25 protein-coding genes are annotated in these 25,693 nt (G+C 63.0%); 15 read left to right on the top strand and 10 right to left on the bottom strand.

Annotated elements, in window-relative coordinates:
* Window positions 1–2: 2 nt before the first annotated feature.
* From H281_RS0129825 to H281_RS0129840, 4 genes are read left to right on the top strand one after another with little or no spacing between them, the layout of a single operon-like run.
* A complete protein-coding gene (locus H281_RS0129825) occupies window positions 3–920 on the top strand; it encodes an ABC transporter permease subunit (RefSeq protein ID WP_020070785.1) in 918 nt (305 codons plus the stop codon).
* Window positions 921–1,925, top strand: coding sequence for an ABC transporter ATP-binding protein (locus H281_RS0129830; RefSeq protein ID WP_020070786.1), 1,005 nt, complete (start codon window positions 921–923; stop codon window positions 1,923–1,925). It begins immediately after the preceding gene.
* Window positions 1,922–2,941 carry a peptide ABC transporter ATP-binding protein gene (locus H281_RS0129835; protein WP_020070787.1) on the top strand — a complete coding sequence of 340 codons (1,020 nt, stop codon included), beginning with the start codon at window positions 1,922–1,924 and terminating at the stop codon, window positions 2,939–2,941. The genes H281_RS0129830 and H281_RS0129835 overlap by 4 nt, the downstream gene beginning before the upstream one ends.
* Complete coding sequence (locus H281_RS0129840) at window positions 2,934–4,106, top strand: TraB/GumN family protein (RefSeq protein WP_020070788.1); 1,173 nt, start codon at window positions 2,934–2,936, stop codon at window positions 4,104–4,106. Before H281_RS0129835 ends, H281_RS0129840 begins: the two co-directional genes overlap by 8 nt.
* Before the next feature lie 13 nt (window positions 4,107–4,119).
* Here the strand turns inward: H281_RS0129840 and H281_RS35495 are convergent, their stop codons facing one another.
* From H281_RS35495 to pxpB, 6 genes are all read right to left on the bottom strand, one after another.
* Window positions 4,120–5,853, bottom strand: a complete 1,734-nt coding sequence (locus H281_RS35495) for a tetratricopeptide repeat protein (protein ID WP_020070789.1) — start codon at window positions 5,851–5,853, stop codon at window positions 4,120–4,122.
* 288 nt (window positions 5,854–6,141) lie between these two features.
* Window positions 6,142–7,098 (bottom strand): DUF979 domain-containing protein, encoded by a 957-nt coding sequence (locus H281_RS0129850; protein WP_020070790.1) that lies wholly within the window; start codon window positions 7,096–7,098, stop codon window positions 6,142–6,144.
* Complete coding sequence (locus H281_RS0129855; RefSeq protein ID WP_020070791.1) at window positions 7,095–7,844, bottom strand: DUF969 domain-containing protein; 750 nt, start codon at window positions 7,842–7,844, stop codon at window positions 7,095–7,097. Before H281_RS0129855 ends, H281_RS0129850 begins: the two co-directional genes overlap by 4 nt.
* A gap of 280 nt (window positions 7,845–8,124) precedes the next feature.
* Complete coding sequence (gene pxpA / locus H281_RS0129860; protein WP_020070792.1) at window positions 8,125–8,877, bottom strand: 5-oxoprolinase subunit PxpA; 753 nt, start codon at window positions 8,875–8,877, stop codon at window positions 8,125–8,127.
* A 97-nt stretch (window positions 8,878–8,974) separates the two neighbouring features.
* Entirely contained in the window at window positions 8,975–10,027 is a 1,053-nt protein-coding gene (locus H281_RS0129865) for a 5-oxoprolinase subunit C family protein (RefSeq protein WP_020070793.1), read from the bottom strand.
* Window positions 10,024–10,677 carry a 5-oxoprolinase subunit PxpB gene (gene pxpB / locus H281_RS0129870; protein WP_020070794.1) on the bottom strand — a complete coding sequence of 218 codons (654 nt, stop codon included), beginning with the start codon at window positions 10,675–10,677 and terminating at the stop codon, window positions 10,024–10,026. Before pxpB ends, H281_RS0129865 begins: the two co-directional genes overlap by 4 nt.
* A gap of 201 nt (window positions 10,678–10,878) precedes the next feature.
* Here pxpB and H281_RS0129875 point away from each other — a divergent pair, with 201 nt between their 5' ends.
* Window positions 10,879–11,391 (top strand): winged helix DNA-binding protein, encoded by a 513-nt coding sequence (locus H281_RS0129875; RefSeq protein ID WP_020070795.1) that lies wholly within the window; start codon window positions 10,879–10,881, stop codon window positions 11,389–11,391.
* Window positions 11,392–11,488: 97 nt separating this feature from the next.
* On the opposite strand, the gene H281_RS0129880 is transcribed toward H281_RS0129875, so the two are convergent.
* Window positions 11,489–12,031, bottom strand: coding sequence for a 5-formyltetrahydrofolate cyclo-ligase (locus tag H281_RS0129880; RefSeq protein ID WP_020070796.1), 543 nt, complete (start codon window positions 12,029–12,031; stop codon window positions 11,489–11,491).
* A gap of 77 nt (window positions 12,032–12,108) precedes the next feature.
* On the opposite strand from H281_RS0129880, the gene H281_RS0129885 reads away from it, so the two are divergent.
* From H281_RS0129885 to H281_RS0129900, 4 genes are all read left to right on the top strand, one after another.
* Entirely contained in the window at window positions 12,109–14,076 is a 1,968-nt protein-coding gene (locus H281_RS0129885) for a lytic transglycosylase domain-containing protein (protein WP_027805061.1), read from the top strand.
* An 81-nt stretch (window positions 14,077–14,157) separates the two neighbouring features.
* Window positions 14,158–15,111: a complex I NDUFA9 subunit family protein gene (locus tag H281_RS0129890; RefSeq protein ID WP_020070798.1), complete on the top strand. Its 954-nt coding sequence runs from the start codon at window positions 14,158–14,160 to the stop codon at window positions 15,109–15,111.
* A gap of 32 nt (window positions 15,112–15,143) precedes the next feature.
* Window positions 15,144–15,797 carry a glutathione S-transferase family protein gene (locus H281_RS0129895; protein ID WP_020070799.1) on the top strand — a complete coding sequence of 218 codons (654 nt, stop codon included), beginning with the start codon at window positions 15,144–15,146 and terminating at the stop codon, window positions 15,795–15,797.
* Complete coding sequence (locus tag H281_RS0129900; protein ID WP_020070800.1) at window positions 15,794–17,026, top strand: multifunctional CCA addition/repair protein; 1,233 nt, start codon at window positions 15,794–15,796, stop codon at window positions 17,024–17,026. Before H281_RS0129895 ends, H281_RS0129900 begins: the two co-directional genes overlap by 4 nt.
* Before the next feature lie 83 nt (window positions 17,027–17,109).
* On the opposite strand, the gene H281_RS0129905 is transcribed toward H281_RS0129900, so the two are convergent.
* On the bottom strand, window positions 17,110–17,304 hold the full coding sequence (locus tag H281_RS0129905; RefSeq protein ID WP_020070801.1) for a DUF2905 domain-containing protein: 195 nt from the start codon (window positions 17,302–17,304) through the stop codon (window positions 17,110–17,112).
* A 16-nt stretch (window positions 17,305–17,320) separates the two neighbouring features.
* Window positions 17,321–18,511, bottom strand: a complete 1,191-nt coding sequence (locus H281_RS0129910) for a class I SAM-dependent methyltransferase (RefSeq protein WP_020070802.1) — start codon at window positions 18,509–18,511, stop codon at window positions 17,321–17,323.
* Window positions 18,512–18,524: 13 nt separating this feature from the next.
* Here H281_RS0129910 and H281_RS0129915 point away from each other — a divergent pair, with 13 nt between their 5' ends.
* The 5 genes from H281_RS0129915 (at window position 18,525) to glmS (ending at window position 24,153) form a co-directional block, all read left to right on the top strand.
* A complete protein-coding gene (locus H281_RS0129915; RefSeq protein WP_020070803.1) occupies window positions 18,525–19,343 on the top strand; it encodes an SDR family oxidoreductase in 819 nt (272 codons plus the stop codon).
* 66 nt (window positions 19,344–19,409) lie between these two features.
* Window positions 19,410–19,805 (top strand): dihydroneopterin aldolase, encoded by a 396-nt coding sequence (locus H281_RS0129920; protein WP_020070804.1) that lies wholly within the window; start codon window positions 19,410–19,412, stop codon window positions 19,803–19,805.
* 3 nt (window positions 19,806–19,808) lie between these two features.
* Complete coding sequence (ttcA, locus tag H281_RS0129925; RefSeq protein WP_020070805.1) at window positions 19,809–20,783, top strand: tRNA 2-thiocytidine(32) synthetase TtcA; 975 nt, start codon at window positions 19,809–19,811, stop codon at window positions 20,781–20,783.
* A gap of 129 nt (window positions 20,784–20,912) precedes the next feature.
* Window positions 20,913–22,274, top strand: a complete 1,362-nt coding sequence (gene glmU, locus H281_RS0129930) for a bifunctional UDP-N-acetylglucosamine diphosphorylase/glucosamine-1-phosphate N-acetyltransferase GlmU (protein ID WP_020070806.1) — start codon at window positions 20,913–20,915, stop codon at window positions 22,272–22,274.
* 61 nt (window positions 22,275–22,335) lie between these two features.
* The gene (gene glmS, locus H281_RS0129935; protein ID WP_020070807.1) at window positions 22,336–24,153 is read left to right on the top strand and encodes a glutamine--fructose-6-phosphate transaminase (isomerizing); all 1,818 of its coding nucleotides are present in this window, start codon (window positions 22,336–22,338) and stop codon (window positions 24,151–24,153) included.
* Window positions 24,154–24,293: 140 nt separating this feature from the next.
* On the opposite strand, the gene H281_RS0129940 is transcribed toward glmS, so the two are convergent.
* Window positions 24,294–24,554, bottom strand: a complete 261-nt coding sequence (locus H281_RS0129940; protein WP_020070808.1) for a DUF6723 family protein — start codon at window positions 24,552–24,554, stop codon at window positions 24,294–24,296.
* Between the two features lie 324 nt (window positions 24,555–24,878).
* Here H281_RS0129940 and H281_RS0129945 point away from each other — a divergent pair, with 324 nt between their 5' ends.
* Window positions 24,879–25,532: a lytic transglycosylase domain-containing protein gene (locus H281_RS0129945; RefSeq protein WP_027805062.1), complete on the top strand. Its 654-nt coding sequence runs from the start codon at window positions 24,879–24,881 to the stop codon at window positions 25,530–25,532.
* Window positions 25,533–25,693 lie beyond the last annotated feature (161 nt).

Consider the following 25,693-nt stretch of genomic DNA (forward strand, 5'->3'; position numbering starts at 1 on the left):
GCATGGCAGACATTCAAAATACAGTTCCCACAGCAGTGACGCCGCCCAGCGGCCGCGCGATTGCCGCTCGCGAATTCTGGGCGAATTTCTCGCGCAATCGCGGTGCGGTTGGCGCCGGCATCGTCGTTCTGCTGCTTATCGTCGTGGCGATTTTCGCGCCGCTCATCGCGCCGCATAGCCCGATCGAACAGTACCGCGACTTCGTGAAAATTCCGCCTGCATGGCTCGAAGGCGGCAACTGGCGGTTCGTTCTCGGCACCGATGAAGCCGGCCGCGACATCCTTTCGCGTCTGATGTACGGCGCGCGGCTGTCGTTCTGGATCGGCTTCGTGTCGGTGGTGCTCGCGCTGATTCCGGGCGTCGTGCTCGGTCTCATCGCGGCATTCTTCGAGAAGTGGGCCGATACGCCGATCATGCGCATCATGGACGTGCTGCTCGCATTGCCGTCGCTGCTGCTCGCGGTGGCGGTGGTCGCGATCATCGGTCCGGGCCTCGTCAATACGATGCTGGCCATCGCGATCGTCGCGTTGCCGGGCTACGTGCGTTTGACGCGCGCCTCGGCGCAAGGCGAGTTGCAGAAGGAATACGTGACGGCCTCGCGAGTGGCCGGCGCCGGCACGCTGCGCTTGATGTTCTCGCAAGTGCTGCCCAACTGCACCGCGCCGCTGATCGTGCAGGCAACGCTCGGCTTTTCGTCGGCGATTCTGGATGCGGCCGCGCTCGGCTTCCTCGGCCTCGGCGTGCAACCGCCGTCGGCGGAGTGGGGCGCGATGCTGGCCTCGGCGCGTGACTACATCGACAGTGCATGGTGGATCGTCACGATGCCTGGTTTGTCCATCCTGATCTCGGTGCTCGCCATCAATCTGCTCGGCGACGGGCTGCGCGACGCACTCGATCCCAAACTGAAACGGATGGCATAAATGGACAATCTACTGACCATCCGCAATCTGGCGGTCAATTTCAACGGACTACCTGCTGTCGATCGGATCAATCTGGACGTCGCGCCGGGCGAAGTGCTCGGCGTTGTCGGCGAATCGGGTTCGGGCAAGAGCGTGACGATGATGGCGTTGATGGGACTGATCGACGCCCCCGGCAAGGTCACGGCGGACGAAATCACGTTCAATGGACGCGATCTGCTGAAGGCATCGGCGAAGGAACGCCGCAAGATCATCGGCAAAGATATCGCGATGGTGTTCCAGGACGCGCTCACGAGTTTGAATCCGAGCTACACGGTCGGCTATCAGATCAAGGAAGTGCTGAAGCTGCACGAAGGGCTGCGCGGCGCCGCGCTCGACAAGCGTGCGCTCGAACTGCTCGATCAGGTCGGCATTCCGGACGCGAAGAGCCGCATTGGCGCGTTTCCGCATCAGATGTCGGGCGGCATGAACCAGCGCGTGATGATCGCCATGGCCATTGCCTGCAACCCAAAGCTGTTGATCGCTGACGAGCCGACCACCGCGCTCGACGTAACGATCCAGGCGCAGATCATGGAACTGCTGATGCGCTTGCAGAAAGAGCGCGGCATGGCGCTCGTGCTGATTTCGCACGATCTCGCGGTGGTGTCCGAGGTCGCGCAGCGCGTCGCGGTCATGTACGCTGGCGAAGTGATCGAGACGAACAAGGTGCCGGATATCTTCGCCGCGCCTCATCATCCGTACACGGAAGCGTTGCTGGCCGCGATTCCCGAGCACAACGTGGGTGCCGTGCGACTCGCTGCTCTGCCGGGCATGGTGCCGGGACGCGACGATCGCCCGAAAGGGTGTCTGTTTGCCCCGCGCTGCAAATACATGGTCGACGACTGCAACAGGGGACGCCCCGCGCTCGCGCCCATGCAAGGTCACGCCGAAGTCGCGCGCGTGCGCTGCATCAAACCCTTGAACCTGAGCGGCGACGCGAACGTTCACACACATGGAGGCGCACGATGAACGCAGTACCTGAAACGCGGCGCCAGTCGGACCATGCGGGCGATCACGTGCTGGTCGCCGACAAGCTCGCGCGCTATTACACGGTCAAACGCGGCATGTTCGCAACGGGCACGGTGAAGGCGCTCAACGGCGTGTCGTTCGCGCTCGAGCGCGGCAAGACGCTCGCCGTGGTCGGCGAATCCGGTTGCGGCAAGTCGACGCTCGCGCGCCAGCTGACCATGATCGAAGCGCCCAGTGCGGGCCGTTTGCTGATCGACGGTGAAGACGTGGCTGGCGCGGATCACGCGAAAATCGCGGCGCTGCGGCGGCGCGTGCAGATGGTGTTTCAGAACCCGTTTGCGTCGCTCAACCCGCGCAAGACCGTGGAGCAGACGCTCGGCGAACCCCTCGCGATCAACTCCCAACTGAGCGTAACGGAACGCGCGGAACGCATCGCTCAAATGATGCGCACTGTCGGCCTGCGTCCGGAACATGCGAAGCGCTATCCGCATATGTTCTCGGGCGGTCAACGTCAACGCGTGGCGATTGCCCGCGCGATGATTCTCGACCCGCAGATCGTTGTCGCCGACGAACCCGTGTCGGCGCTCGACGTATCGATCCAGGCGCAGATTCTGAACCTCTTCATGGATCTGCAGCAGGAGTTCAAGACGAGCTATGTGTTCATCTCGCACAATCTGTCAGTGGTCGAGCATATTGCCGACGACGTGATGGTGATGTACTTCGGCGGCGTGGCCGAACTCGGCGACAAGAAGCGGATCTTCTCGAAGCCGCGGCATCCCTACACGCGCGCGTTGATGTCGGCGACGCCGTCGATCTTCGAGGCGGATCGCACGATCAAGATCAAGCTGCAAGGTGAGATGCCTTCGCCGCTGAATCCGCCTTCGGGCTGCACGTTTCATCAGCGCTGCCCCTATGTGATCGACCGTTGCCGCAGCGAAGAGCCGAAGCTGCGTGAAGTGGATGGCCGTCAGGTGTCGTGTCACCGCGCCGAGGAGGTGGGGGACGTGGATGCCTGATGCGCTGGCGGCGCGTCGTCTTGCGCGCCGCTCGCGTGAAGGCGGCCGCCGCGTTGCCTTCATGCGAAGCTTGCGGGCGCGTGCACTGACCGGTGCCGCGCTCGTCGGCGTTTGTTCCGTTCTGTATTTCTCCGCGGCACCGCTCGGCCGCGCGCATGCTGCCGGCGCCGCGGCCAATACACCCACGGTTGGCGTCAATTCAACCACGCAAGGTGTGCGTCCCGCGTTGCCGGTGCCGCACGCGCCGTCGGAGCCACGCGCCGCGCTGCCGGGTTTCAACCCGCCACCTGCCACACCCGGTACGACTGCGAGCGGACCCGTGCGCCTGCAACCGGCGCGTATGCCGTTCTACGTCGCGACTCGCGGTGCTACCACCATCTACGTGCTGGGCACACTGCACGTGGGCGATCCCGCCGATTACCCGCCGGCTCAGCCGTTTCGTCCGCCGATCATGGGCGCGTTGGCTGCTTCGCCGACGCTTGCGCTCGAACTTTCGCCGGACGAACTACTCGTTTCGCAAGACGATGTTTCCAAGTACGGCGTGTGCCGCCGCGACTGCCTTCCCGGCCTCTTGCCGGAGCCGCTGTGGCGCAAGCTCGCGTTTCGTCTGCGCGGCAATCCCGCGGCGTTGGATGAAATCAAAAAGATGCGCCCGTGGCTCGCTTCGCTGCTGGTCGAAACCTACGATTCGCTCAGCGCCGGCTTGCAGACCGAGTACGGCACCGAAGCGCAGTTGCAGAACGTATATCTGCGCACGCGTGGCAAGATCATCGGCCTTGAAACCCTGCCGCAGCAGATGCGCGCCTTCACAGGACTCACGCTCGCCCAGCAACGCGAGATGCTCGCGCAGGATCTTATGCAGACACCCGCGCAAAACGTCGAGGACGTGCGGACCTTGCACCGCCTGTGGCGCGTCGGCGACGCCGATGCAATCGCCGCCTGGGAGGCCGCGAAAACCGAAAAGCTGGCGCGCGACAAGCAGGTGTCCAACTCGATAGACGACAGGATCGTGTACGCGCGCAACCGGCGCTTCATCTCGCGGATGCTGCAGATCGCCGCGCCGAACAAGCCGGTGTTCGTGGCGATCGGCGCGTTGCATCTGGGTGGCCGCAAAGGCGTTCTGCAGCTTTTGCGACAACATGGGTTTGTGGTGGATGCGGGCTGAAGCGATGCGCGATCTACGGCGCGGGATCGATTGCGCTGATCACTTCCTTCACGACCTCCGCCCATTCGCCCAGTACCTTTTGCCGGAACAGCCGCATTCCCGGATACCACGGCGAGTCGCTCCGTTCTTCAAGCCAGCGCCAGTCTGAATTGGCCGGCAGCAGCAGCCACACCGGCTTGCCGAGCGCGCCGGCCAGATGCGCGACGGCGGTGTCGACGGCGATCACCAGATCGAGGTTCATGATCAGCGCGGCGGTGTCTTCAAAGTCGTTCAACTCGCCGCTGAAATCGTGCGTGCGGAAGGCTTGCGGCGCGGCGGCGAGTTGCGCGTGCGCCGGACCCTTCTGCAACGGATACCAGTCCACATTGGCGACATCTGCGAGCGCGTGCAAGTCGGCAAGCGCCATTGACCGATAGCGGTCGTTGCCGAACGCCGGACTGCCTGCCCACACGAGGCCCGCTCTGCGCTTTGCGTCGCCAGTTTTCTTCAGTTTCTTGCGCCAGGTTTTGACCTTGGCGTGGTGCGCGAACAAATACGGCACTTCGGCCGGGATGGTGGACAACTCAGTGCCGACGCATGACGGCACGCTCGTCATGGGAACCCAGAAGTCGTAGTTCTGCTCCGGTTCTCCGCTGAACGCGTTATGTACGCCCGGCATGCGTTGAACAAGACTCAGCAATGGCTCGCGCACGCAGACGTCTACTGTGGCGCCGCGTTCGTGCAACAAGCGCGCAAAACGCAGGAACTGGAAATGATCTCCAAAACCCTGCTCGCCGACGATCAACACACGACGCCCGTTGAGCGGTTCGCCGCGCCATTCGGCCACGCCCGGAATCGCGAGCGCTTCGTAATCGCTCTTACGCCAGCGCAGCGCAAACTCGGCCCAACCCTGCTTGAAATCGCCGCGCTTGAGCAGCAGCCAGGCAAGGTTTTGATGGGCGTCGGCGTAATGCGGGTCGCGGGCGAGCGCTTCGCGATAGAACGTCTCCTCTTCGTCGAGCCGTCCCTGCGCGCCGAGCGAGCCGCCCAGGCACACGAGATTGGTCGGATTCGGCGCGATTGCAACCGCGCGCCGGTAGTGAGACTCCGCGCCCGCATAGTCGCCATGCTTGCCGATCGCGCTACCCAGGTTGATGTGTGCCTCGGCGTAATCCGGACGCAACGCGAGCGCGCGCTCAAAGCTCGCGACGGCCGCCTCGCGCTCGCCTTGCGCCGTGTAGGCATTGCCCGCGTTGAAGTGCGCTTCGGCTGAAGCCGGATCGACTCGCAACGCGTCGCGATAGCACGCCAAGGCTTCCGCGAAACGCCCGAGTTTGCCGAGCGCCGTGCCCAGATTCAGATGGGCATCGACCAGTGCGGGGTTCGACGCGATTGCAAGCCGATATTGTTCGACGGCTTCGTTCAACGCGCCCTGCGCCTGCAAAGCGGTGCCGAAGTTGTTGCGCGCGTCGGCGAAATCGGGTTGTAGCTGCAACGCCTGGTCATAACAGATGGTGGCTTCGTCGAGATGGCCGAGCGCGGCGGCGGCGAGTCCGCGGTTGCTCCAGCAGGCGGCGTCGTGACGGTCGTATTTGAGCGCGTTGCTCATTAGCGCAGCGGCGTCCGCGTATTGCCCGCGCTGATAATGCAGTACCCCGAAATAATGCAAAGCCTGCGAATTCGTCGGCGCGAGCGCCAGGATCTCGCGGTAGATGGACTCGGCGGTGTCGAGCCGGCCGGCCTGATGCGCGCCAAGCGCGGCATTCACGAGCGAAGTAACGCTGGATGACGGCGGCGCGGAATGCGCGCCGGTGCGCTGAGGTTAACGTTCCATGGAAACCTGCGGGAAAGGCTCCGGCGGCGCGCGTTGCACGCGCCGGCGCGTGTGGATAGGAGATGGTCCAGCATCTTATGGTCGGCATCACGGACCGACGATCGGACGCATCCTATTTCCCTTGCAGGTTTTTCCTGTTTGAGGTGCTTCGCCGATGTGCCGCGAAAGCGTCGCGCGACACATCGGAAATTGCTGCTTTTGAGGACGCTTTTACGAAGCCCTTCACATGAACATCAGGAAGTTGAGCAGGAAGATGTTCACCACCAGCAAGGTCAGCGCGGTAGGTATCTGGACCTTGATAACGGCGTTTTTATCCGGCAGTTCCAGCAAGGCCGCCGGCACCATGTTGAAGTTCGCGGCCATCGGCGTCATCAGCGTGCCGCAGTAGCCCGAGAACATGCCGATTGCCACCATCACGGCCGGATTGCCATGGAACACGCCAACGAGAATCGGCACGCCGACGCCACCCGTCATTACCGGAAACGCGGCGAAGCCGTTGCCCATGACCATCGTGAAGAGCGCCATGCCGATGCAATACACGGCCACTGCGATAAACCGGTAGTCGAGGCTGATATACGCGGTGGTCACGTGAGCGACGGCTTTGCCGACACCCGCGTCCGAGAACACGAGGCCGAGCATGCCGAGCATTTGCGGCAATACGGCGGCCCAGGAGAGCGCGTCGACGAGGCGGCGTGTCTCCTTCATCGATTGCCCGACGGTGTCGCGCGTCAGCACGCATGCAATCGCGAGCGCGATCACGCAGCCGATGCCGAAGCCGATCAACGTGACGTTGGCCTTCTCGATCAGCGGAACGCCGCCGAACACGAGGTGACTCGCCGACAAGGTGATGATCACGGTGATCACGGGAATCGTCAGCGCGGGCACGAACAGCTTGTTGCGAAGGCGCGCGGCGCTTGCCTTGCGCGCTTCCAGCGACAGCACTCTGGGCTTGCCGGCGGTGACCCCGCCGAAGCCTGCAATCACCGCCATCACGATCACTGCAACGCCGACCACTGCGGGCGGCAGTTTGTCGCCGATCAGAAATATCAGCGCATAAAGAATCCAGAAGCCGCCGGCCGTCAGGCGGCGCGGATGTTCCTTGTCCATGACGATCATGCCGCCGACGATCAGCAGCACCACGCCCAACAGCCAGAAAAGATAGGTAATCGAGAGCGTCATGCTTTGTCTCCTGCAGCGGATTGCGTCGACGATACGGTGGCATTGCCCGCGTGGGCGTTGCCGCGCAATTCGCGGTCGAGCTTTCGGTCAAGCAGATACAGGCGGAAGCCGTGAATCAGGAATGCACAGATTGCAGTGGGAATGCCCCAGACCGCGACGTGGATCGGCTCGACGATAATGCCTGCCTCCTTGAGGAAGGTAGTCATCAGCACGATCGCACCGAACGCAACGAAAATGTCTTCGCCGAAGAAGAGGCCCACGTTGTCCGTTGCCGCTGAAAACGCCCGCAGCTTGAAGCGCACGGCGTCGCTGATCTTGCCGAAGCGGGTTTCGGTTGCACCTTCGGCCATCGGCGCGATGAGCGGGCGCACCATCTGCGGATGCCCGCCGAGCCCGGTCAGCCCAACTGCCGCAGTCAGCTCGCGCACGAGCAGATAAACGATCAGCAGGCGCCCGGCCGTGGCGGCCTTGATGCCGCTGATCCACGTCTGCGCGCGCTCGCGCAGGCCATGCCGTTCCAGCAGGCCGATTACCGCGAGCGGCAGAAGGATGATCAACGGAATGTTGCGCGTCTTGATAAAGCCAGTGCCGATTTCGGCGAGGATTTTCTCGACCGGAAAGTGCGCGGCCAACCCGGTAATGATCGCGGCGACTGCCACGATCAGCATCGGATTGAACCGCAATAAAAAGCCAACGATGATGACGGCCACGCCGATGAGCGGCCATAGACTGACTGTTGTCTGCATCTGGATCTCCAAACAGGTTTCAACGTCGCCGCTTGTGACGGCTAACATGGGCCGGCGCGTGGCGATCCGCGCGCCGTTTTGTTTCCGCGGCTCTTGATGGCCGCGTTGCTACGCACTGCAATTGCACCAGCACCAGCACCAGCACCAGCACCAGCACCTGCATTCACTGCGGTGAATCGACTGCGGATACTGCGAATCTCTGCATAACCTCTCGCACCTGGCGAACGCCCCGCATGTAGCGGGGCGTTCAGGGCATGACCAGGATGCGGCGGCGCGTACTTTAGACGCTTGCTGCGCCGGCCGCGTGCACCTCGATACCGGCCTGTTGGAGCGCGCTGCGGATGCGTCGCGCGAACGCGAGCGCATGCGGGCCGTCGCCGTGCAGACAAATGGTCTGCGCGTTGAGCGGCACCCATTGACCGTCGACGGCGCGCACCCGCTGCTCGCGCACCATCGCAAGTGTGCGTTCGAGCACTTCGTCTTCATCTTCGAGGAGCGCGCCGGGCTCCTTGCGCGGCACGAGCGAGCCGTCGGCGCGATAGCCGCGATCGGCGAATACTTCTTCGATGGCGGTCAGCCCCGCGTTGCGCGCGGCCGTCACCAGACCGCTGTTGGCAAGCGCGAAAACCGCGACCGACGGATCGAAGTCATGCACGGCCGAAACGATCGCGTCGGCGATCTTCGCGTCGCGCGCGGCCTGGTTGTAAAGAGCGCCGTGCGGCTTCACGTGCGCGATGCGCCCGCCCTCGGCCTGCGCGATTGCCGACAGCGCGCCGAGTTGATAAAGCACGCCCGCGTAAATGTCGGCCGCCGGCAAGTCCATCTCCTTGCGGCCGAAATTCTCCGGGTCGTTGAAGCTCGGATGCGCCCCGATCGACACGCCTTTTTGTACCGCCCATCGCACGCAGTCACGCATGGCGTTGGCGCCGCCCGCGTGCCAGCCGCACGCGATATTCGCGGAGCTGACGAGGTCGAGCAGCGCCTCGTCGGAGCCGCAGCCTTCGCCGAGGTCGGCGTTCAGATCGATTTCCATGATGTTCCTCTACTCTCAAGAAAACGCCGGGCCGCCCCAAGTTTTCTTGCCCCTCGAAAGGCCGCGCGCGACGCGCCAGGCTTGTGGGCGGTCATTGTCACAACGCTGCGGCGGTCATCTGCCGTGCGCAACGTTCTTCATGCATTGCTATGGCGGCGTCGATCTGCCGCAAATAGGTGCGCTCTTCCAGTAACGCGTGGCGCGCTTCGTAGGGTGTGGTCGGAATGAAGCGGACCGCCGCATTCAGCCGCACCTGGGCGAGCTTCCACAAGTCGGCCTGAATGACCGCGCCGATCTTCGGATAGCCACCGGTAGTCTGTGCGTCGCTCATCAGCACGATCGGCTGGCCGTTCGGCGGCACCTGGATCGTGCCCGGCAGCACCGCGTGCGACAGCAGATCCGCTTTGACTTTGCGCTTCAGTTCCGTGCCGGCGAGCCGGTAGCCCATGCGGTTGCTGTTCGGCGTGACTAGCCACTCGTCGGACCAGAAAGACTCATGTGCTTCTTCGGTGAAACTTTCGTACTCCGGGCCGCGCAACACGCGAATGGGGACCGCCCAAGGCACGCCTGTCGGATGACGGCCGCGCCGCAGCGGTTCGTCCACGAGCACGAACTTGCACCAGGCAGGCGCTTTGACGCCGAACTCCGGCGCCTCGGGAGAGAAGCCGACGTGTGTGCGCTGCGGCGGCGCGCCGACCGGCAGGCGGTCGCCGTCGCGCAGCGCCCGGCCCCCGAGACCGCCGAAGTGACCGGCGAGGTCGGTGCTGCGCGAGCCGAGCATCGGCAATACGTCGATGCCGCCCGCGATGCACACGTAGCCGCGCATGCCGCGCTTCGCCGCGTTCAGTACCAGCTCCTGGCCGGCCTTCACAGGCAGGCTCCACCACGAGTAGACCGGCTTGCCGTCGAGCGTCGCGCCGAATTCAGTGCCGGTGATGGCCACCCGTGTCGCCCGCAGGAAGCGCAGCACGGTGGGGCCGAAGGTGATTTCGAGGCCCGCGGCGTCGGGCCGGTTGCCGACGAGCCGGTTGCCGACTTCCAGCGACAGGCGGTCGAGCGCCCCGCCCATCGCGACGCCCAGATGCCGGTAGCCGTGACGGCCGAGGTCTTGAATCGTGGTCAGCAGACCTGCGCGAATCACGTCGATCATGCGTGTATCCCCGCAATCGTGAAGCGCACCCGGTCGCCCGGCTGCAACAAGGTGGGCGGGCGGCGCGTTGGGTCGAACAGCGGCAGTTCGGTGCGACCGATCAGTTGCCAGCCGCCGGGCGACGTAGCCGGGTAAATGCCCGTCTGCTCCCCGCCGATGCCGACCGAACCGGCCGGCACTTCGAGTCGCGGCGATGCGCGGCGCGGCGTATGCAGCGCCTCTTCCAATCCGCCCATATAGGCGAAGCCCGGCTGGAAGCCGAGGAAAAAGACCACGTATTCGCCACCCGAATGCCGCTCGATCACCTCGCGCACGCTCAAACCGGTGTGGTTCGCCACTGCACCGAGGTCGGGGCCGAACTCTCCGCCGTACTGAACCGGGACTTCGACTTCGCGGCCCGGCGCGGGCGTTGCGCTGACCGCTTGCCAGGCCTCCTGCAGCCGCGTCGTCAGCGCGTCGCGGTCGGCTTCGACGGGATCGAACACGAGCGTCAGATTGTTCATGCCCGGCACGACTTCCAGCACATGAGGCCAGTGCTGCGCCATTTCGGCGGCCGCCCACACGCGGCGCTGACAGTCCAGCGTCGCGGGCGGGGGCGCCTCGCAGACAAGCGCGGCGTCGCCGAGCGGAAAAATTCTGGGTTGGCTCATGGCTTGAAGACCCGAAGATGTCGAAGAGTTCTGCATTGAACGCCGTCACAAACCATGGGGCATGGCTACGCGACGTTTGAAGCGTACATTGTCAATAAAATATCAACAATTTATCAATAAGAGTTTTCGCCAGGCTCGCCGCCGCGAGCCGCTCGTCGTACACTCCCGACACTCTCCATCCCGTTTTTCTGAGAAATTCACATGTCGCGGCATCCCACCAAGATCGTCTCGTCCGAACATCTCGTGTCAGACACGAGCGCGGAACTGTCCGAGCTCGAGTACGCGCTCATCATGGCCGGCAACGCATTCAACCGATGGATGGTGCGCTGCATGTCGGCGGCCGGGGACAAGGACATGACCGCAATCGAGGTCTCGCTGCTGCATCACGTGAGTCATCGCGAGCGCCGCAAAAAACTGGCCGACATCTGCTTCGTCCTCAACATAGAAGATACGCACGTCGCGACCTATGCGTTGAAGAAGCTCGTAGCTAGAGGGTATGTAAAAAGCGAAAAGACCGGCAAGGAAGTGTTTTTTTCGGCGACGGAAGCGGGCCGTGCGCTGTGTCTGAAGTATCGGGAGGTGCGCGAGAGTTGCCTCATCTCGACGCTGAAGGAAAGCGGCCTCACCAACGAACAGATCGGCGACGCGGCGCAACTGATGAGAAACGCGTCTGGGATGTACGACACAGCCGCGCGCGCGGCGGCGTCGTTATAGATGTGAGGCGCTGAGACGCGCGCCTGCGAGGCATGAGTTTCCTGGCTGCGTACAAGCCGCGCGAAGCGCTGTGTTACCGGTCGCTCTTTAGACGCATCTAGCCGACGCTCCGCGCATGAAGCCCCGCTTCGGTCACGATCATGTCGAGCGGGATGTCATGTACCTCGCGCTCCAGTGCAGAGGTGCGGCATGCTTCATACGCCACACCCACCGTGATCGGCTTCTTCGCTCCGGGCCAGCCGGCGAGCGTGCGGTCGTAGTAGCCGCCGCCGTAACCGAGCCGGTAGCCGTCGGCATCGAAACCCACGCAGGGAACGAGCAGTAGCTCGGGCGTTACCATTCGCCCTGTGGAGGGCTCTGCGATCTTGTGGTGGCCGATCTTCATCGGCGTATCCGGCGACCATGCGTGGAACTCGAGCGGCAGCCCGCGTTCCTTGATGATGGGCAGGCTGGCCTCGCGTTGCGTGCTGCCCGTGAGCCAGACGGAGATCGCTGCGCGTGCATCGAATTCGCCCGCGAGCGGCCAGTAGAACCCGACGCTTTGCACGTCGAAATGCTTGAGCGCATCGAGAACGCAGCGTCCGAGCGCGGCATTGTTAGTCGGCTCGGAAGCCGCTTGTAGCCTTGCTTCCAATAGCATTCGACGCAGCGCCTTTTTCGATTCCGCGACAGGGTTGCATGCTATGCTTGGGTTCAATTCGCGCTCCAGAAACAACGATGTCAAAAAGTCTTTATCGAGTATATCGCGCGGCAGGCATGGCGTTAGCCGCAGCGGCGCTCGTCGCATGTAGCACGGCATCAGCCGTCAAGCCTCTTCCCATTTCGCAGTTCACCAACGACGATCAGATTTTCGTCCAGTTGCGCGAGGCCGCCCGCAATAACGACGCGGCTCGTGCGGTGCAGTTGGCGAGCATGATCCCGAGCTATCCGGCGCCTTCGTATCTGGAGTACTTCCAGATCAAGCCGCAGCTCTTCGATTCCGGCGGCCATGCGCGCGTCGACGCGCCAGACGCGCCGGTGCTCGCGTTCCTGCAGAAGTACGACGGCCAGGCGATCGCCGACCGCATGCGCAACGACTACCTCACGGTGCTCGGCACGCGCCACGATTGGCGCAACTTCGACCAGCAATATGCGCGCTTCGTGCTGAACGACGATACGCAGGTCAAGTGCTACGCGCTCGAATCGCGTGCGTCGCGCGGCGAGAATGTCGCGGACGCGGCGCGTGCTCTGCTCGTCGATCCGAAATGGTACGGCGACGGCTGCGTCGATCTGATCACGGTGCTCGGCGTGAACAAGCAGTTCAGCACCGACGACATCTGGCAACAGATCCGTCTCGCTTACGAACAGAACTATCCGAATACCGGCAGCAAGCTGGTCGACGCGCTGGGCGACCAGGCGCCCGATCCGGTGCTGTTCGGCCAGGCTACCAGTACGCCGCCGTTGTTGCTCGCGCGCGGTGTCAGTCCCGATGCGCAATCGCATCAACTCGCGTTGCTCGCCATCACGCGAATGGCCCGCAACGATCCGGCCATGGCTGCTGCCACGTTCGCGTCTGTCGCGCCGTCGCTGAATTCGCCCGAACGCGCGATCGGCTGGGGCACCATTGCCTATCAGGCGGCGGCCAAACAGATGCCGAGCGCAACCGACTGGTACAGGCTGTCGGCAAACGCGCCGCTCTCGAATCCCGCGTATGAATGGCGCACGCGCACCGCGCTCCTCGCCGGAGACTGGAACATGGTGCGCTGGTCGATCGAGCAGATGCCGGTGGCGCTGCGCAATCAGCCGTCGTGGGTTTATTGGCATGCCCGTGCGCTCAAGCAGGCTGGCGACACGACCACGGCCAACCAGGAATTCGAGTCGATCTCGCAGGGTTTCAACTTCTACGGGCAACTGGCCGCTGAAGAACTCGGGCAGAAGATTTCGGTGCCGCCTAAAACCATGGTGACCGATTCCGAAGTCCAGCAGGCCGGCAACACGCCTGGTTTCGATCTGGCGCAGCGCTTCTACGCGCTGAACTTGCGGCTCGAAGGCAATCGCGAGTGGAACTGGCCGCTGCGCACCATGAGCGACCGTCAGCTGCTTGCCGCCGCCGAATACGCGCGCCGTATCCAGTTGTATGACCGAACCGTCAACACCGCCGACCGCACGAAAACCGAACACGATTTCTCGCTGCGTTATTTGTCGCCGTTCCGCGATATCGTCGAACGGGATGCGCAGTCGAGCGGCCTCGACGTTGAATGGGCGTACGGGCTGATTCGCCAGGAATCGCGCTTCATCATTAACGCGCGTTCCGAAGTCGGCGCGGGCGGTTTGATGCAGCTGATGCCCGGCACCGCGCAACTCGTCGCAAAGAAGATTGGCCTCGGCCCGATTTCGCGCGAGCAGATGAACGACATCAACACCAACATCCTGCTGGGCACGAACTACCTGTCGATGATCTACAATCAGTTCGATGGTTCCGCCGTGCTGGCCACCGCGGGTTACAACGCCGGGCCGGGCCGTCCGCGTAACTGGCGGCAGACGTTGCAGCATCCGGTTGAAGGCGCGATCTTCGCCGAAGCGATTCCCTTCCAGGAAACGCGTGACTATGTGAAGAATGTGTTGTCCAACACGGTCTACTACGCGGCATTGTTCGAAGGCCGTCCGCAATCGCTGAAGGCGCGTCTGGGTTACATCGCACCGTAAGCGCCGTGCCGCCGCTGCCTCGGTGCGAGGTAGCGGTGCGCCACGCCAGCCGTTGCCGCGGCTTCCACCAGGGAGTCGAAAATGCGACACAAAGCCATTGCGATCATTGGCGGTTCCGGTTTCATCGGAAGCCATCTCGTCAACGCCCTCGTTGAAATGGGCAAAGACGTGCGCATCGCCACACGGCGACGCTATAACGCTCGCCACCTCACGCTGCTTCCTATCGACGTGATCGAGACCGACGTCTTCGATCCAGTTCAACTCGCTCGCTTCGTCGAGGAAACCGACTGTGTGATTAATCTCGTCGGCACGCTGCACGGCAAGCGACGCACACCGTACGGTCCGGAATTCGCGCGCGCTCACGTCGAGCTGCCGACCAGAATTGCGGCGGCTTGCGAAGGCAAGGGCGTGCATCGGCTAATTCATCTGAGCGCGCTGGGCGCCGACTCGAACGGCCCGAGCATGTACGCGCGCTCGAAGGGCGACGGCGAGAAAGCCGTGCACGCGTCGAATCTTGCGTGGACGATTTTTCGGCCATCCGTCGTGTTCGGTCCGGAAGACCAGTTTCTCAACAAGTTCGCTTTCTTGCAGCGCATTTTCCCGGTGATTCCGCTCGCAATGCCGGACGCGAAGTTTCAGCCTGTCTATGTCGGCGACGTCGCGAAGGCGATCGTGAACGTGCTCGATCTCGATGCGGCCAGCGGCAAAACCTACGAGCTTGGAGGCCCGAGCGTCTATTCGCTCGAAGAGCTCGTCAAATATTGCGGCGATGTGATCGGCAGGCACGCGAGCATCATCCGTTTGCCGGAAATGCTGGCTCGCATGCAGGCAATGACCTTCGAAATGGCACCCGGTGAACCTGTCCTCACACGCGACAATCTCGACTCGATGAAAGTCGATAACGTGCTGACCCGGCCGCTGGCACCCGAGCTTGGTCTCGAGCCGGCCAGCCTCGAAACCATCGCGCCGGTCTATCTGAGCGGGGCGTCGGCACGCTCGCGTTTCGACGCGTTTCGCGCGAGCGCGGGCCGCTGAACCTTCTTAATTTCTTCCTCATACGAACCCGCATGAAGCTGCTTATTGGTGACAAGAACTATTCGTCGTGGTCGATGCGTCCGTGGCTGCTGTTCAAGCATTTTGGGATTGCGTTCGACGAAATCCTGATTCATCTGGACCAGCCCGGCACCAACGCTGCCGTGCTGGCTCATGCGCCGAAGGGCCCCGGCAAGATTCCCTGTCTGATCGACGATACGGGCCTTGCCATCTGGGATTCTCTGGCAATTGCCGAGACGCTGGCTGAGCGCTTTCCTCAGCACGCGTTGTGGCCGCGCGACCCGGCGGCGCGTGCCCATGCCCGCAGCGTGAGCGCCGAGATGCATTCTGGTTTCGGAGAATTGCGCTCGCATATGTGGATGAACATTCGCGCGTCGTTCCCCGGCAAGAACGCAACGCCGGGTGTGCTGGCCGACATCGCGCGTATCGAGGCGATCTGGCGCGACTGTCTGGACACATATGGCGGTCCTTTCCTGTTCGGCGAGTTCACCATCGCTGACGCAATGTACGCGCCGGTGGTCATGCGCTTCAACACGTGGCAACCGGCGTTGTCCGAGACGTCGTCGGCGTATATGCGACGGGTCATGGCCGTGCCCGCCGTGAAAGCCTGGATCGACGACGCGTTCTGCGAGACGCACGCCGTTGCGTATCTAGACGAATGCCGATGAATATCTATGCAGTGGGCGGCGCCATTCGCGACGAATTGCTGGGCGTGCCGGTTCAGGATCGCGATTACGTGGTGGTCGGCGCAACACCCGAGCAGATGGTCGCGCAGGGCTACCGTCCGGTCGGCAAGGACTTCCCCGTGTTCCTGCATCCGCAGACGCACGAGGAGTACGCGCTCGCGCGTACAGAGCGAAAAACCGCGGCGGGCTATCACGGCTTCCAGTTCTTCTACGCGCCCGACGTGACGCTCGAAGAAGACCTGGCGCGCCGCGACCTGACGATCAACGCAATGGCTCGCGAGGTGCGTCCGGGAGGCGAACTCACAGGCCCGGTGATTGATCCGTTCGGCGGTCAGCGCGACTTGGAGGCAAAGCTCTTCCGACACGTCAGCGATGCGTTTCTCGAAGATCCGGTGCGCATCTTGCGGATTGCGCGCTTCGCCGCGCGTTTCGCCGATTTCACCGTCGCGCCTGAGACGCTCGCGCTGATGCGAAAGATGGTGGCGGACGGCGAAGTGGACGCGCTCGTCGCCGAACGCGTATGGCAGGAGGTGTCGCGCGGTTTGATGGAGAAGAAGCCGTCGCGCATGTTCGAGGTACTGCGCGATTGCGGCGCATTGGCGCGGATTCTGCCGGAGATCGACGCGCTGTTCGGCGTGCCGCAGCGCGCCGACTATCACCCGGAGGTCGATACGGGCGTGCACGTAATGATGGTGCTCGACCACGCCGCGCAGCAGGGTTATGCGCTGCCCGTGCGGTTTGCGGCGCTCACGCATGACCTCGGCAAAGCCACCACGCCCGAAGATATTCTGCCGCGGCATATCGGCCACGAAGGACGCAGCGTGGATCTGCTCAAACCTCTGTGCGAGCGCTTACGTGTTCCGAACGAATGTCGCGACCTCGCGGTGCTGGTGGCGCGCGAGCACGGCAACATTCATCGCGTGACGGAAATGGGCGCCGCTGCGCTCGTGAGGCTGCTCGAGCGCTGCGACGCGATACGGAAGCCTTCGCGTTTCGCAGAAGCACTGCAGGCTTGCGAGGCGGACGCGCGCGGCCGCCTCGGTTTCGAAGCAAGGGAGTATCCGCAGGCGGAGCGTCTGCGAGTCGCGCTCGTCGCAGCGCGGGGCGTGGATGCAGGCGCCGTCGCCAAAAGGCTCGCCGATACGCCAGCCGGCATCAAGGACGCCGTGCATCAGGAGCGCGTGCGTGCTGTGGCCGCGGCGCTCGAGTGAGCGAAACGGCGGGTTAGTGCACCGACGGTTTTCGTGAAAGAGCTTGCCGAGCTATCGCTGTAGTGATCAACCGCGCGGCGGCTTTACAGGAGCCTCGCGATAAGCGACAGCAACATCGACAGCAACAACGTCGACATAAACGGAAAGTGATATTCGCGTCCGAACAGACGCACGCTGACGTCGCCGGGCATTCGTCCAATGCCGAGCTTTCGAAGCCACGGCCAGCAAGCCGACAGCACCGCGAGGGCAACGAAAGTAGTCAACAGCCAGCGGATCATTGCGGGTACCCCGGCATTACAGCGTGTGCGACCGGTCGCCGCTGGAAAACGCCTGCAGCGTGTCTTCCAGTCCGCGCGAGAACGCGATCACCTTGAATAGCTCGCCCATCTCGGCCTCCGACAACAGCTTCTGCACCGCGTTCGCCGCAGGCAAAAAGCGCGCTGTGTCGGCGGGATCGATTTCGGACAACGCATCCGTAATGCCCGCGTTGAGCAGAAAGCGGGCATGCGACGTGAAGCCCAGCAGATCGGCTCCGGTTTCAACGCCGGCTTCGGCGATACCCGTGAATTCCACGTGCGCGGTGATGTCCTGCAAGCCAGGATAGACAAATGGATCGCCATGCGCGCGATGCCGGTAGTGGCACATCAGCGTGCCCTGCGCGCGCTGCGCATGGTAGTACTCGTGACGCGGGAAACCGTAGTCGATGAAAAACGCCGCGCCGCGTGTGAGCATCGTGCAGATGGTGCGCGTGAAGGCGCGTGCGGCGTCGTGCGTTTCGGCGAGGTAGTCGCCGCCGGTCGTGTCGATTTCGGACAGCAATGCCATATCGGCGGATGCGGAAACCGGGCGGTCTTCGAATGCGAACCACCCGTCGCGCCATGCAACGCCGCGTTCGCGCCAGGCGCCGTCGACGGAAGCAAAAAGCCGCACCGGCATCGCGTCCAACACTTCATTGCCGATCACCACGCCCTCGAAGCGCTCCGGCAGTGCGTCTAGCCAGCGCACTTTGCCCGCGAGTAAAGGCGCGGCGGCTTCGATGGTTTCACGCTGACGCTCACGCAATTCTCCTGACAGATCGACGATCGAATAGCTGTCGAATTCAGCGCCGAGCGCGGCGAGCGCGTTCAGCAAACCGGCCGCGAGTTTGCCGGTGCCGGCGCCGAACTCCATCACGTTGCGCGTACCGCTTGCATGCAGCGCTTCGGCGACGGGACGCGCCAGCGTGGTCGCGAAGAGCGGCGACAGTTCGGGTGCCGTGACGAAGTCGCTGCCGTCGTCGCCGCGCAAGCCGAACTTGCGGGCGCCGCCGCTGTAGTAGCCGAGTCCGGGCGCGTACAGCGCGCGCTCCATATAGCGATCGAACGGCAACCAGCCGCCGGCCTCTTCAAGCTCCGCTCGAATGAGCGCGACGAGCGCTTCGGACTGCGCGAGCGCGCTCGGGCCGGGAGCAGGTAAACTATCGGGTTGGTGAGCTTTCGGATTCATTCCCGCATTGTAAATGACCGCTTCTATCGACACCGCCGCCGCCCGCGAGCCCGAAACGCCGCGTGTCGTCCTGATTACCGGCGCCGCGCGCCGCATCGGACGTTCGCTCGCGCTCGGCTTTGCCGCGCGGGGCTGGGACGTCGCCGTCCATTACGGCGCGTCGCGCGGGGAAGCTGAAGAAGTGGTCGCCGAAATCGCACGCATGGGCCGCCGCGCGGTGGCCTTGCATGCGGAACTGAGCGACGAGGCTCAGGTCGCGGCCCTGTTGCCGGCCTGCACCGCGGCGCTCGGCCGGCCGGTTTGCATCGTCAACAATGCGTCGAGTTTCGAGGAAGACACGCCTCGCAACGTCGGCTACGAACTGCTGCTGAAGCTGACCGCGATCAACCTCGGCGCGCCGCTCGTGCTGGCTCGCATGCTGTTCGACGCGACGCCGCAAGCCGCGCATGCCGACGAAACGCAGCGCAGTGTCGTGATCAATGTGCTGGACCAGAAGCTGTACAACATGAATCCGGACTACCTGTCGTATACGCTGTCGAAGGCGGCATTGCAGACAGCCACGATCGCGCTCGCGCAGGCGTTGGCGCCGAAAGTGCGTGTAGTCGGACTCGCGCCTGGTCTGACGATGCAATCCGCCGATCAAACGGCGGAGAGCTTCGCGGCCGCTCACCGGGTTACGCCTTTGGGCCGTGCGTCGCGGCCGGAGGATATTGTGGCCGCCGCACTGTATCTCGCAGACGCAACCGGCGTCACAGGAACGACGCTGGTGGTCGACGGCGGGCAGCACCTCGTGCCGCTGCCGCGCGACGTGATGTTTCTAACGGGTTTTTAATGGGTTTCTAATGGGCGCCTGAACCGCCCTTTGCGTGCCCCCACGCTCTTTTGGACTGGAACGAACATGTTTGCCGCTCTTTCGCATCCCCGGCTCGCCGACTGCCGCCGGCTCTTTCTGCGCAATTACGAAGTGCACATCAACATTGGCGTGCACGACTTCGAGAAGCGCGGCGAACAGCGCGTCGTCATCAACGTCGAACTGTTCGTGCCGCTCGCGCTTTCCACGCCGGTGCAGGACAAGCTGGATGAAGTGGTCGACTACGACTTCATGCGTTCGACCATTTCGCGCCGCGTCGAGCAAGGCCACATTCACTTGCAGGAAACGCTGTGCGACGACCTCGTCAAGGCCATGCTCGAGCATCCGCAAGTGCGGGCCGCGCGCGTTTCGACAGAAAAACCGGATGTTTATCCCGACTGCGACGCGGTGGGCGTCGAAGTGTTCCGCATCAAAGAGGATTGAGCCATGAATGCTCCGGAAATCATTGACGACACCACGCCCGCGACCCGTCAGAAGTCGCCGCTCACGCGCCGCGAGCAGAAGGAAGCGTACGAGAACAACAAGCTCTTCAAGCGGCTTGCGCGCCAGGTCGGCGAGGCGATCGGCGACTTCAACATGATCGAGGACGGCGACAAGGTGATGGTCTGCCTGTCGGGCGGCAAGGACAGCTATGCGATGCTCGACGTGCTGATGCGGCTGCGCGAGCGCGCGCCGATCAACTTCGACATCGTTGCGGTGAATCTGGACCAGAAGCAGCCTGGCTTTCCCGAGCACGTGTTGCCCGAGTATCTGAAGCAGCTCGACATACCGTTTCACATCGAGAATCAGGACACGTACAGCATCGTCAAGCGGCTCGTGCCGGAGGGCAAGACCACCTGCTCGCTGTGTTCGCGACTGCGGCGCGGCATTCTCTATCGTGTGGCGGGCGAACTAGGCGCGACCAAGATCGCGCTCGGCCATCATCGCGACGACATTCTGCAAACGTTGCTGCTGAACATGTTCTACGGCGGCAAGCTGAAGGGCATGCCGCCCAAGCTGCAATCGGACGATGGCAAGAACATCGTGATCCGTCCGCTCGCCTACGTGAAGGAAACCGATCTGGAAAAGTATGCGGAATTGCGTGAATTCCCGATCATTCCGTGCAATCTGTGCGGCAGCCAGCCGAATCTGAAACGTGCGGAGATGAAGGCGCTGATTCGCGATTGGGAAAAGCGCTTTCCTGGGCGCATCGAGAATATGTTTAACGCGTTGTCGAATGTCGTGCCGTCGCACTTGATGGATCACAAGCTGTTTCCGTTCGCGGGCCTGCGCGCGACCGGCGAGGCCGATCTGCAAGGCGACATCGCATTCGACGAAGAACCTTGCTCGACCGACGCCGATAACGGCGCGCCGCTTGGCGCCGCGCGGCCGATCTCGATCGTCCAGTTCGACGATCTTTGATTCGAACGCTCGCAAAAATGGCGTCTGCGTGCGGCCTTTCGCTCGCAAAATGGCCGCTTTCGCGGTCATTTTGACAAGTGCGTGCATGATAGAATCGACGGCTCCAAACTCCGTCTATATGCCGACGCCATGAACATCGTGATTTTGGCGGCAGGCACCGGTAAGCGCATGCGGTCCGCGCTTCCCAAGGTGCTCCATCCCCTGGCCGGCCGGCCGCTTCTCGCTCATGTCATCGAGACTGCACGTACACTGAAGCCCACGCGGCTCGTCGTGGTGATCGGTCACGGCGCGGACCTGGTCCGCGAAACCGTTGCCGCGCCCGACGTGCAGTTCGCCGTGCAGGAACAGCAACTCGGAACGGGCCACGCGGTGCAACAGGCTTTGCCGCTACTCGATCCGTCCGTGCCCACGCTCGTGCTCTACGGCGACGTGCCGCTCACGCGTGCAAACACGCTGCGGGCGCTGGTAGAACGCGCAGGGCAGCATGGCTACGGCGTCCTCACCGTGACGCTTGCCGACCCGAGCGGCTACGGCCGCATCGTGCGCGATTCGCAGGGCAAGGTGTCCCGCATCGTCGAGCAGAAAGACGCGAACGCCGACCAGCTTCTGATTGCCGAGATCAACACCGGCATTATCGTTGCGCCCACCGAGCGTCTTGCGGGCTGGCTGGCCGCGTTGAAGAACGACAACGCGCAAGGCGAGTTCTATCTGACCGACGCGGTCGAAATGGCAATTGAAGCGGGCCTCGAAGTCGTCACCACGCAGCCTCTGGACGAATGGGAAACCTTGGGCGTGAACAGCAAGCAGCAGCTTGCCGAGCTGGAGCGGATTCATCAACGCAACGTGGCTGACGCACTGCTCGTGTCCGGTGTGACGCTTGCCGATCCGGCGCGCGTGGACGTGCGCGGCACGCTGGAGTGCGGCCGCGACGTGTCGATCGACGTGAACTGCGTATTCGAAGGCCGCGTAACGCTGGCTGATAACGTGACGGTCGGGCCGAACTGCGTGATCCGCAACGCGACCATCGGCGCGGGTACGCGGGTCGATGCGTTCACGCATATCGAAGGCGCGGAAGTCGGCGCGAATGTCGTGCTCGGGCCTTATGCGCGGTTGCGCCCGGGCGCGTCGTTGCACGACGAATCGCATGTCGGCAATTTCGTCGAGGTGAAAAACGCGGTGCTCGGCCGTGGCTCGAAAGCCAACCACCTCACGTATATCGGCGACTCGGATATCGGCGCGCGAGTGAACATCGGCGCGGGCACCATCACGTGCAATTACGACGGCGCGAACAAATCCCGCACGATCATCGAAGACGACGTTTTCGTCGGTTCAGACACGCAACTGGTTGCGCCGGTGCGTGTGAAGCGGGGTGCGACGATCGCGGCGGGCACCACGGTCTGGAAGGACGTCGAGGCAGACTCGCTGGTCCTGAACGACAAGACGCAAACCAGCAAGACGGGCTACGTACGCCCGACTAAAAAGAAGAGTTGATGGAACGGCCGCGGGGCGACGTGCGCCCTGCAAGCTTCCAGCACTGAACGAGGAACAGACCATGTGCGGCATTGTTGGCGCGGCAGCGCAACGTAATATCGTCCCCGTCCTGATCGAAGGACTGCGGCGCCTCGAATATCGCGGCTACGACTCCTGCGGCGTTGCCGTGCTGGGTGAAGGCGGCCCTGCGCGCGCTCGCAGCGTGGCGCGCGTCGCCGATCTCGACGATCAGGTACGCGACAGCCACTTGGGCGGCATCACTGGTATTGCCCATACGCGCTGGGCTACGCATGGCGCGCCGGTCACCGACAACGCTCACCCGATCTTTTCGAAAGATGCGCTCGCGTTGGTACACAACGGCATCATCGAAAACTACGAATCGCTGCGCGAAACGTTGCGTGACAAGGGTTACACGTTCGTCTCGCAGACCGATACAGAGGTTATCGCGCATCTGATTCACAGCCTTTATCGGGGCGATCTGTTTGCGGCTGTGCGCGAGGCGGTCGCGCAACTGCACGGCGCCTATGCGATCGCGGTGCTGCATAAAGACCAGCCGCATACCGTGGTGGGCGCGCGGCAGGGCTCGCCGCTCGTGGTGGGACTCGGCGACGGTGAGAACTTCCTTGCGTCCGACGCGCTTGCGCTCGCGGGCAGCACGGAGCGCTTCATTTTTCTGGAAGAAGGCGATGTCTGCGAATTGACGCTCGAGGGCGTGCGTATTGCCGACCGCGAGGGCAACGAAGTGCGCCGCGAGGTGCGTCAGGTCGCGGCATACGGCGGCGCGGTGGAACTTGGCCCGTACCGTCACTTCATGCAAAAGGAGATCTTCGAGCAGCCGCGCGCGATCTCCGACACGATCCCGCAATCGGATTCGTTCGAAGCCTCGCTGTTCGGCGAAAGTGCCGGGAACGTGTTCGCGGATATCGACAATCTGCTGATTCTCGCGTGCGGCACGAGCTACTACTCGGGGCTCACCGCGAAATACTGGCTCGAGTCGATCGCCAAGATCCCGACGCAGGTGGAAATCGCCAGCGAGTATCGCTACCGCGAGTCGGTGCCTAATCCCAGGTCGCTCGTGGTCGTGATATCGCAGTCCGGCGAAACCGCTGACACGCTTGCAGCGCTCAAGCATGCGCAGGCGCTTGGTCATCGGCATACGCTCGCCGTGTGCAACGTCGGCACCAGCGCGATGGTGCGCCAAACCGAATTGGCGTTTCTCACGCATGCGGGCCGCGAGATCGGCGTTGCGTCGACCAAGGCGTTTACGACGCAACTGGTTGCGCTGTTCGTGCTGGCCGTCACGCTCGCGAAGCAGCGCGGGCGCGTGAGCCCGGAGCAGGAGACCGAATACTTGCGACAGCTTCGCCATTTGCCCGCCGCGCTGAACAGCGTGCTGGCGCTCGAGCCGCAGATCATCGCGTGGTCGGAAGAGTTTTCGCGCAAGGAACATGCGCTATTCCTCGGCCGTGGCATGCACTATCCGATCGCGCTCGAAGGTGCGTTGAAGCTGAAGGAAATTTCCTACATTCACGCCGAGGCTTATCCGGCTGGTGAACTGAAGCACGGACCGCTTGCCCTCGTCACCGAGGCAATGCCCGTCGTGACTGTCGCACCAAACGACGCGTTGCTCGAAAAGCTCAAGTCGAATATCCAGGAAGTGCGCGCACGTGGCGGCCAACTCTACGTTTTCGCCGACGCGGATACGAAGATCGTCAACGACGAGGGCATCCACGTAATCCGGATGCCGGAGCACTACGGTCTGTTGTCGCCGATTCTGCACGTGGTACCGCTGCAGTTGCTGGCGTATCACACGGCTTGCGCGCGAGGCACCGACGTGGATAAGCCGCGGAATCTGGCGAAGTCGGTGACGGTGGAGTAAGAGGGGTTGGCGGAGCTTTGTGGTTGTAGATTGAGGTAGCTCACCAGACAAAAGCGCCGGCTATATAGCCGGCGCTTTTTTGTTTGCACAGCGTCTGCCCTTGATGGCGACCCGCGAGGCTCGTCAGCGCCGGCTTGCGCTCACAACTCCGGCCGGGCGAGGTCGGACAACGCGATGTGTTCGCCGTAGACCTGCGCGGCCGCGACCGCCTCCAGCTTCGTCGGATACGGGCCGAGCTCCGGTGCGCCATCGAACGGGAACAGCACACGGCCGTCGGTCGTTCGAACGACTTTCAATACGCCGTAGAAACGCCGGTAGCCCGCGAGCTTGGACTTCGCCGATATTTCGAAATCGTCCTCCGATGCTGCGGCGACGCTGGGAATAAATGCGGTCTTGCTCATGCTGAAGACATCTCGTGTTCGATTAACCTGCGATTGTCGCGGACGGAAGATCGCCGGCGACCGTCATTGTCTCAAATCCGCAGAAGCGAGGCTGTTTCACGTTCCAACGTGTGCGACGAGGAGCACACAGACGTCATCAATCGCAACTAACGGATCACTTTTTGCGTTTAGACACACAGCGTGCGATCGGACCGCCGGCACATACAGCCACGGGACACAGGCTCTCTCGGGCAGCGTCTACTCGTAAGAGCCCGCATTTAGCCGACCGATGCCTATTTTTAAGGCAAGGTTATAATGCGCAAACTTTTTCCTCAGACCTATGCCATGAGTCGGTTACTTTGCCTGATACTGCTTTCGCTCGGCCTCGCCCAATCGGCGCTGGCTGAGCAGAACGGCGACCGCATGTCCGTCTATCTGACGCAGAAATTCGGTCTCGCCAAGGAGAAGGCGGCAAAGATATCCGACGCCGTGCAATCCGCAGCATCGAAATACTCGTTACCGCCGGCGCTACTGCTGGCGATTATCTCGATCGAGTCGCGCTTCAAGGAAAAGGCCAAGGGCGCCAACGGCGCGACCGGGCTGATGCAGGTCGTGCCGAGCGCTCATCGCGGGCTTCTGAGAAACGTGAAGGATCTCACCGAGCCGACGGCCAATATCGAAGCCGGCTCCGCGATTCTGTACGGCTACATGCGCTCGGCTAACGGCGATATGAACGCCGCGCTCAAGAGCTACGGCGGCTCGCAAGCCTACGCGCAAAAAGTCAGCATGCGTGCGGGCGATTTTGCCGGCGTCGCGACACTTCAAGACTCCGCCAAAAATTCGGACGGCCGAACGGCCTCCTGCGACGCTCGCACGACCGACGGTTGCCCGGCATCCGGCAACTGGTCCGATGCGTTCACTGTTCCAGCGTCCAGCGCGGGCGGCGCGGGCCCAGGCAGGGCGGTAACGTCGGCGGCACTTCCCACGACGTCCAACTGAACGTCCACCCTTCTTCGTCGCAACCCCATTGCGCGGGGCGACGGTTATCAGCATCGCTTGATGCACGGTGAAAGACGGCGCAACTCGCACGTCGGCCGATTCGCTGCACGCTTTTTACGCACCGGCGACAACCGCTCTACAATGCGTTTCCTGTGCGATTT

This window comes from Paraburkholderia caledonica (assembly GCF_000383275.1).
Classification (GTDB): Bacteria; Pseudomonadota; Gammaproteobacteria; order Burkholderiales; family Burkholderiaceae; genus Paraburkholderia; species Paraburkholderia caledonica.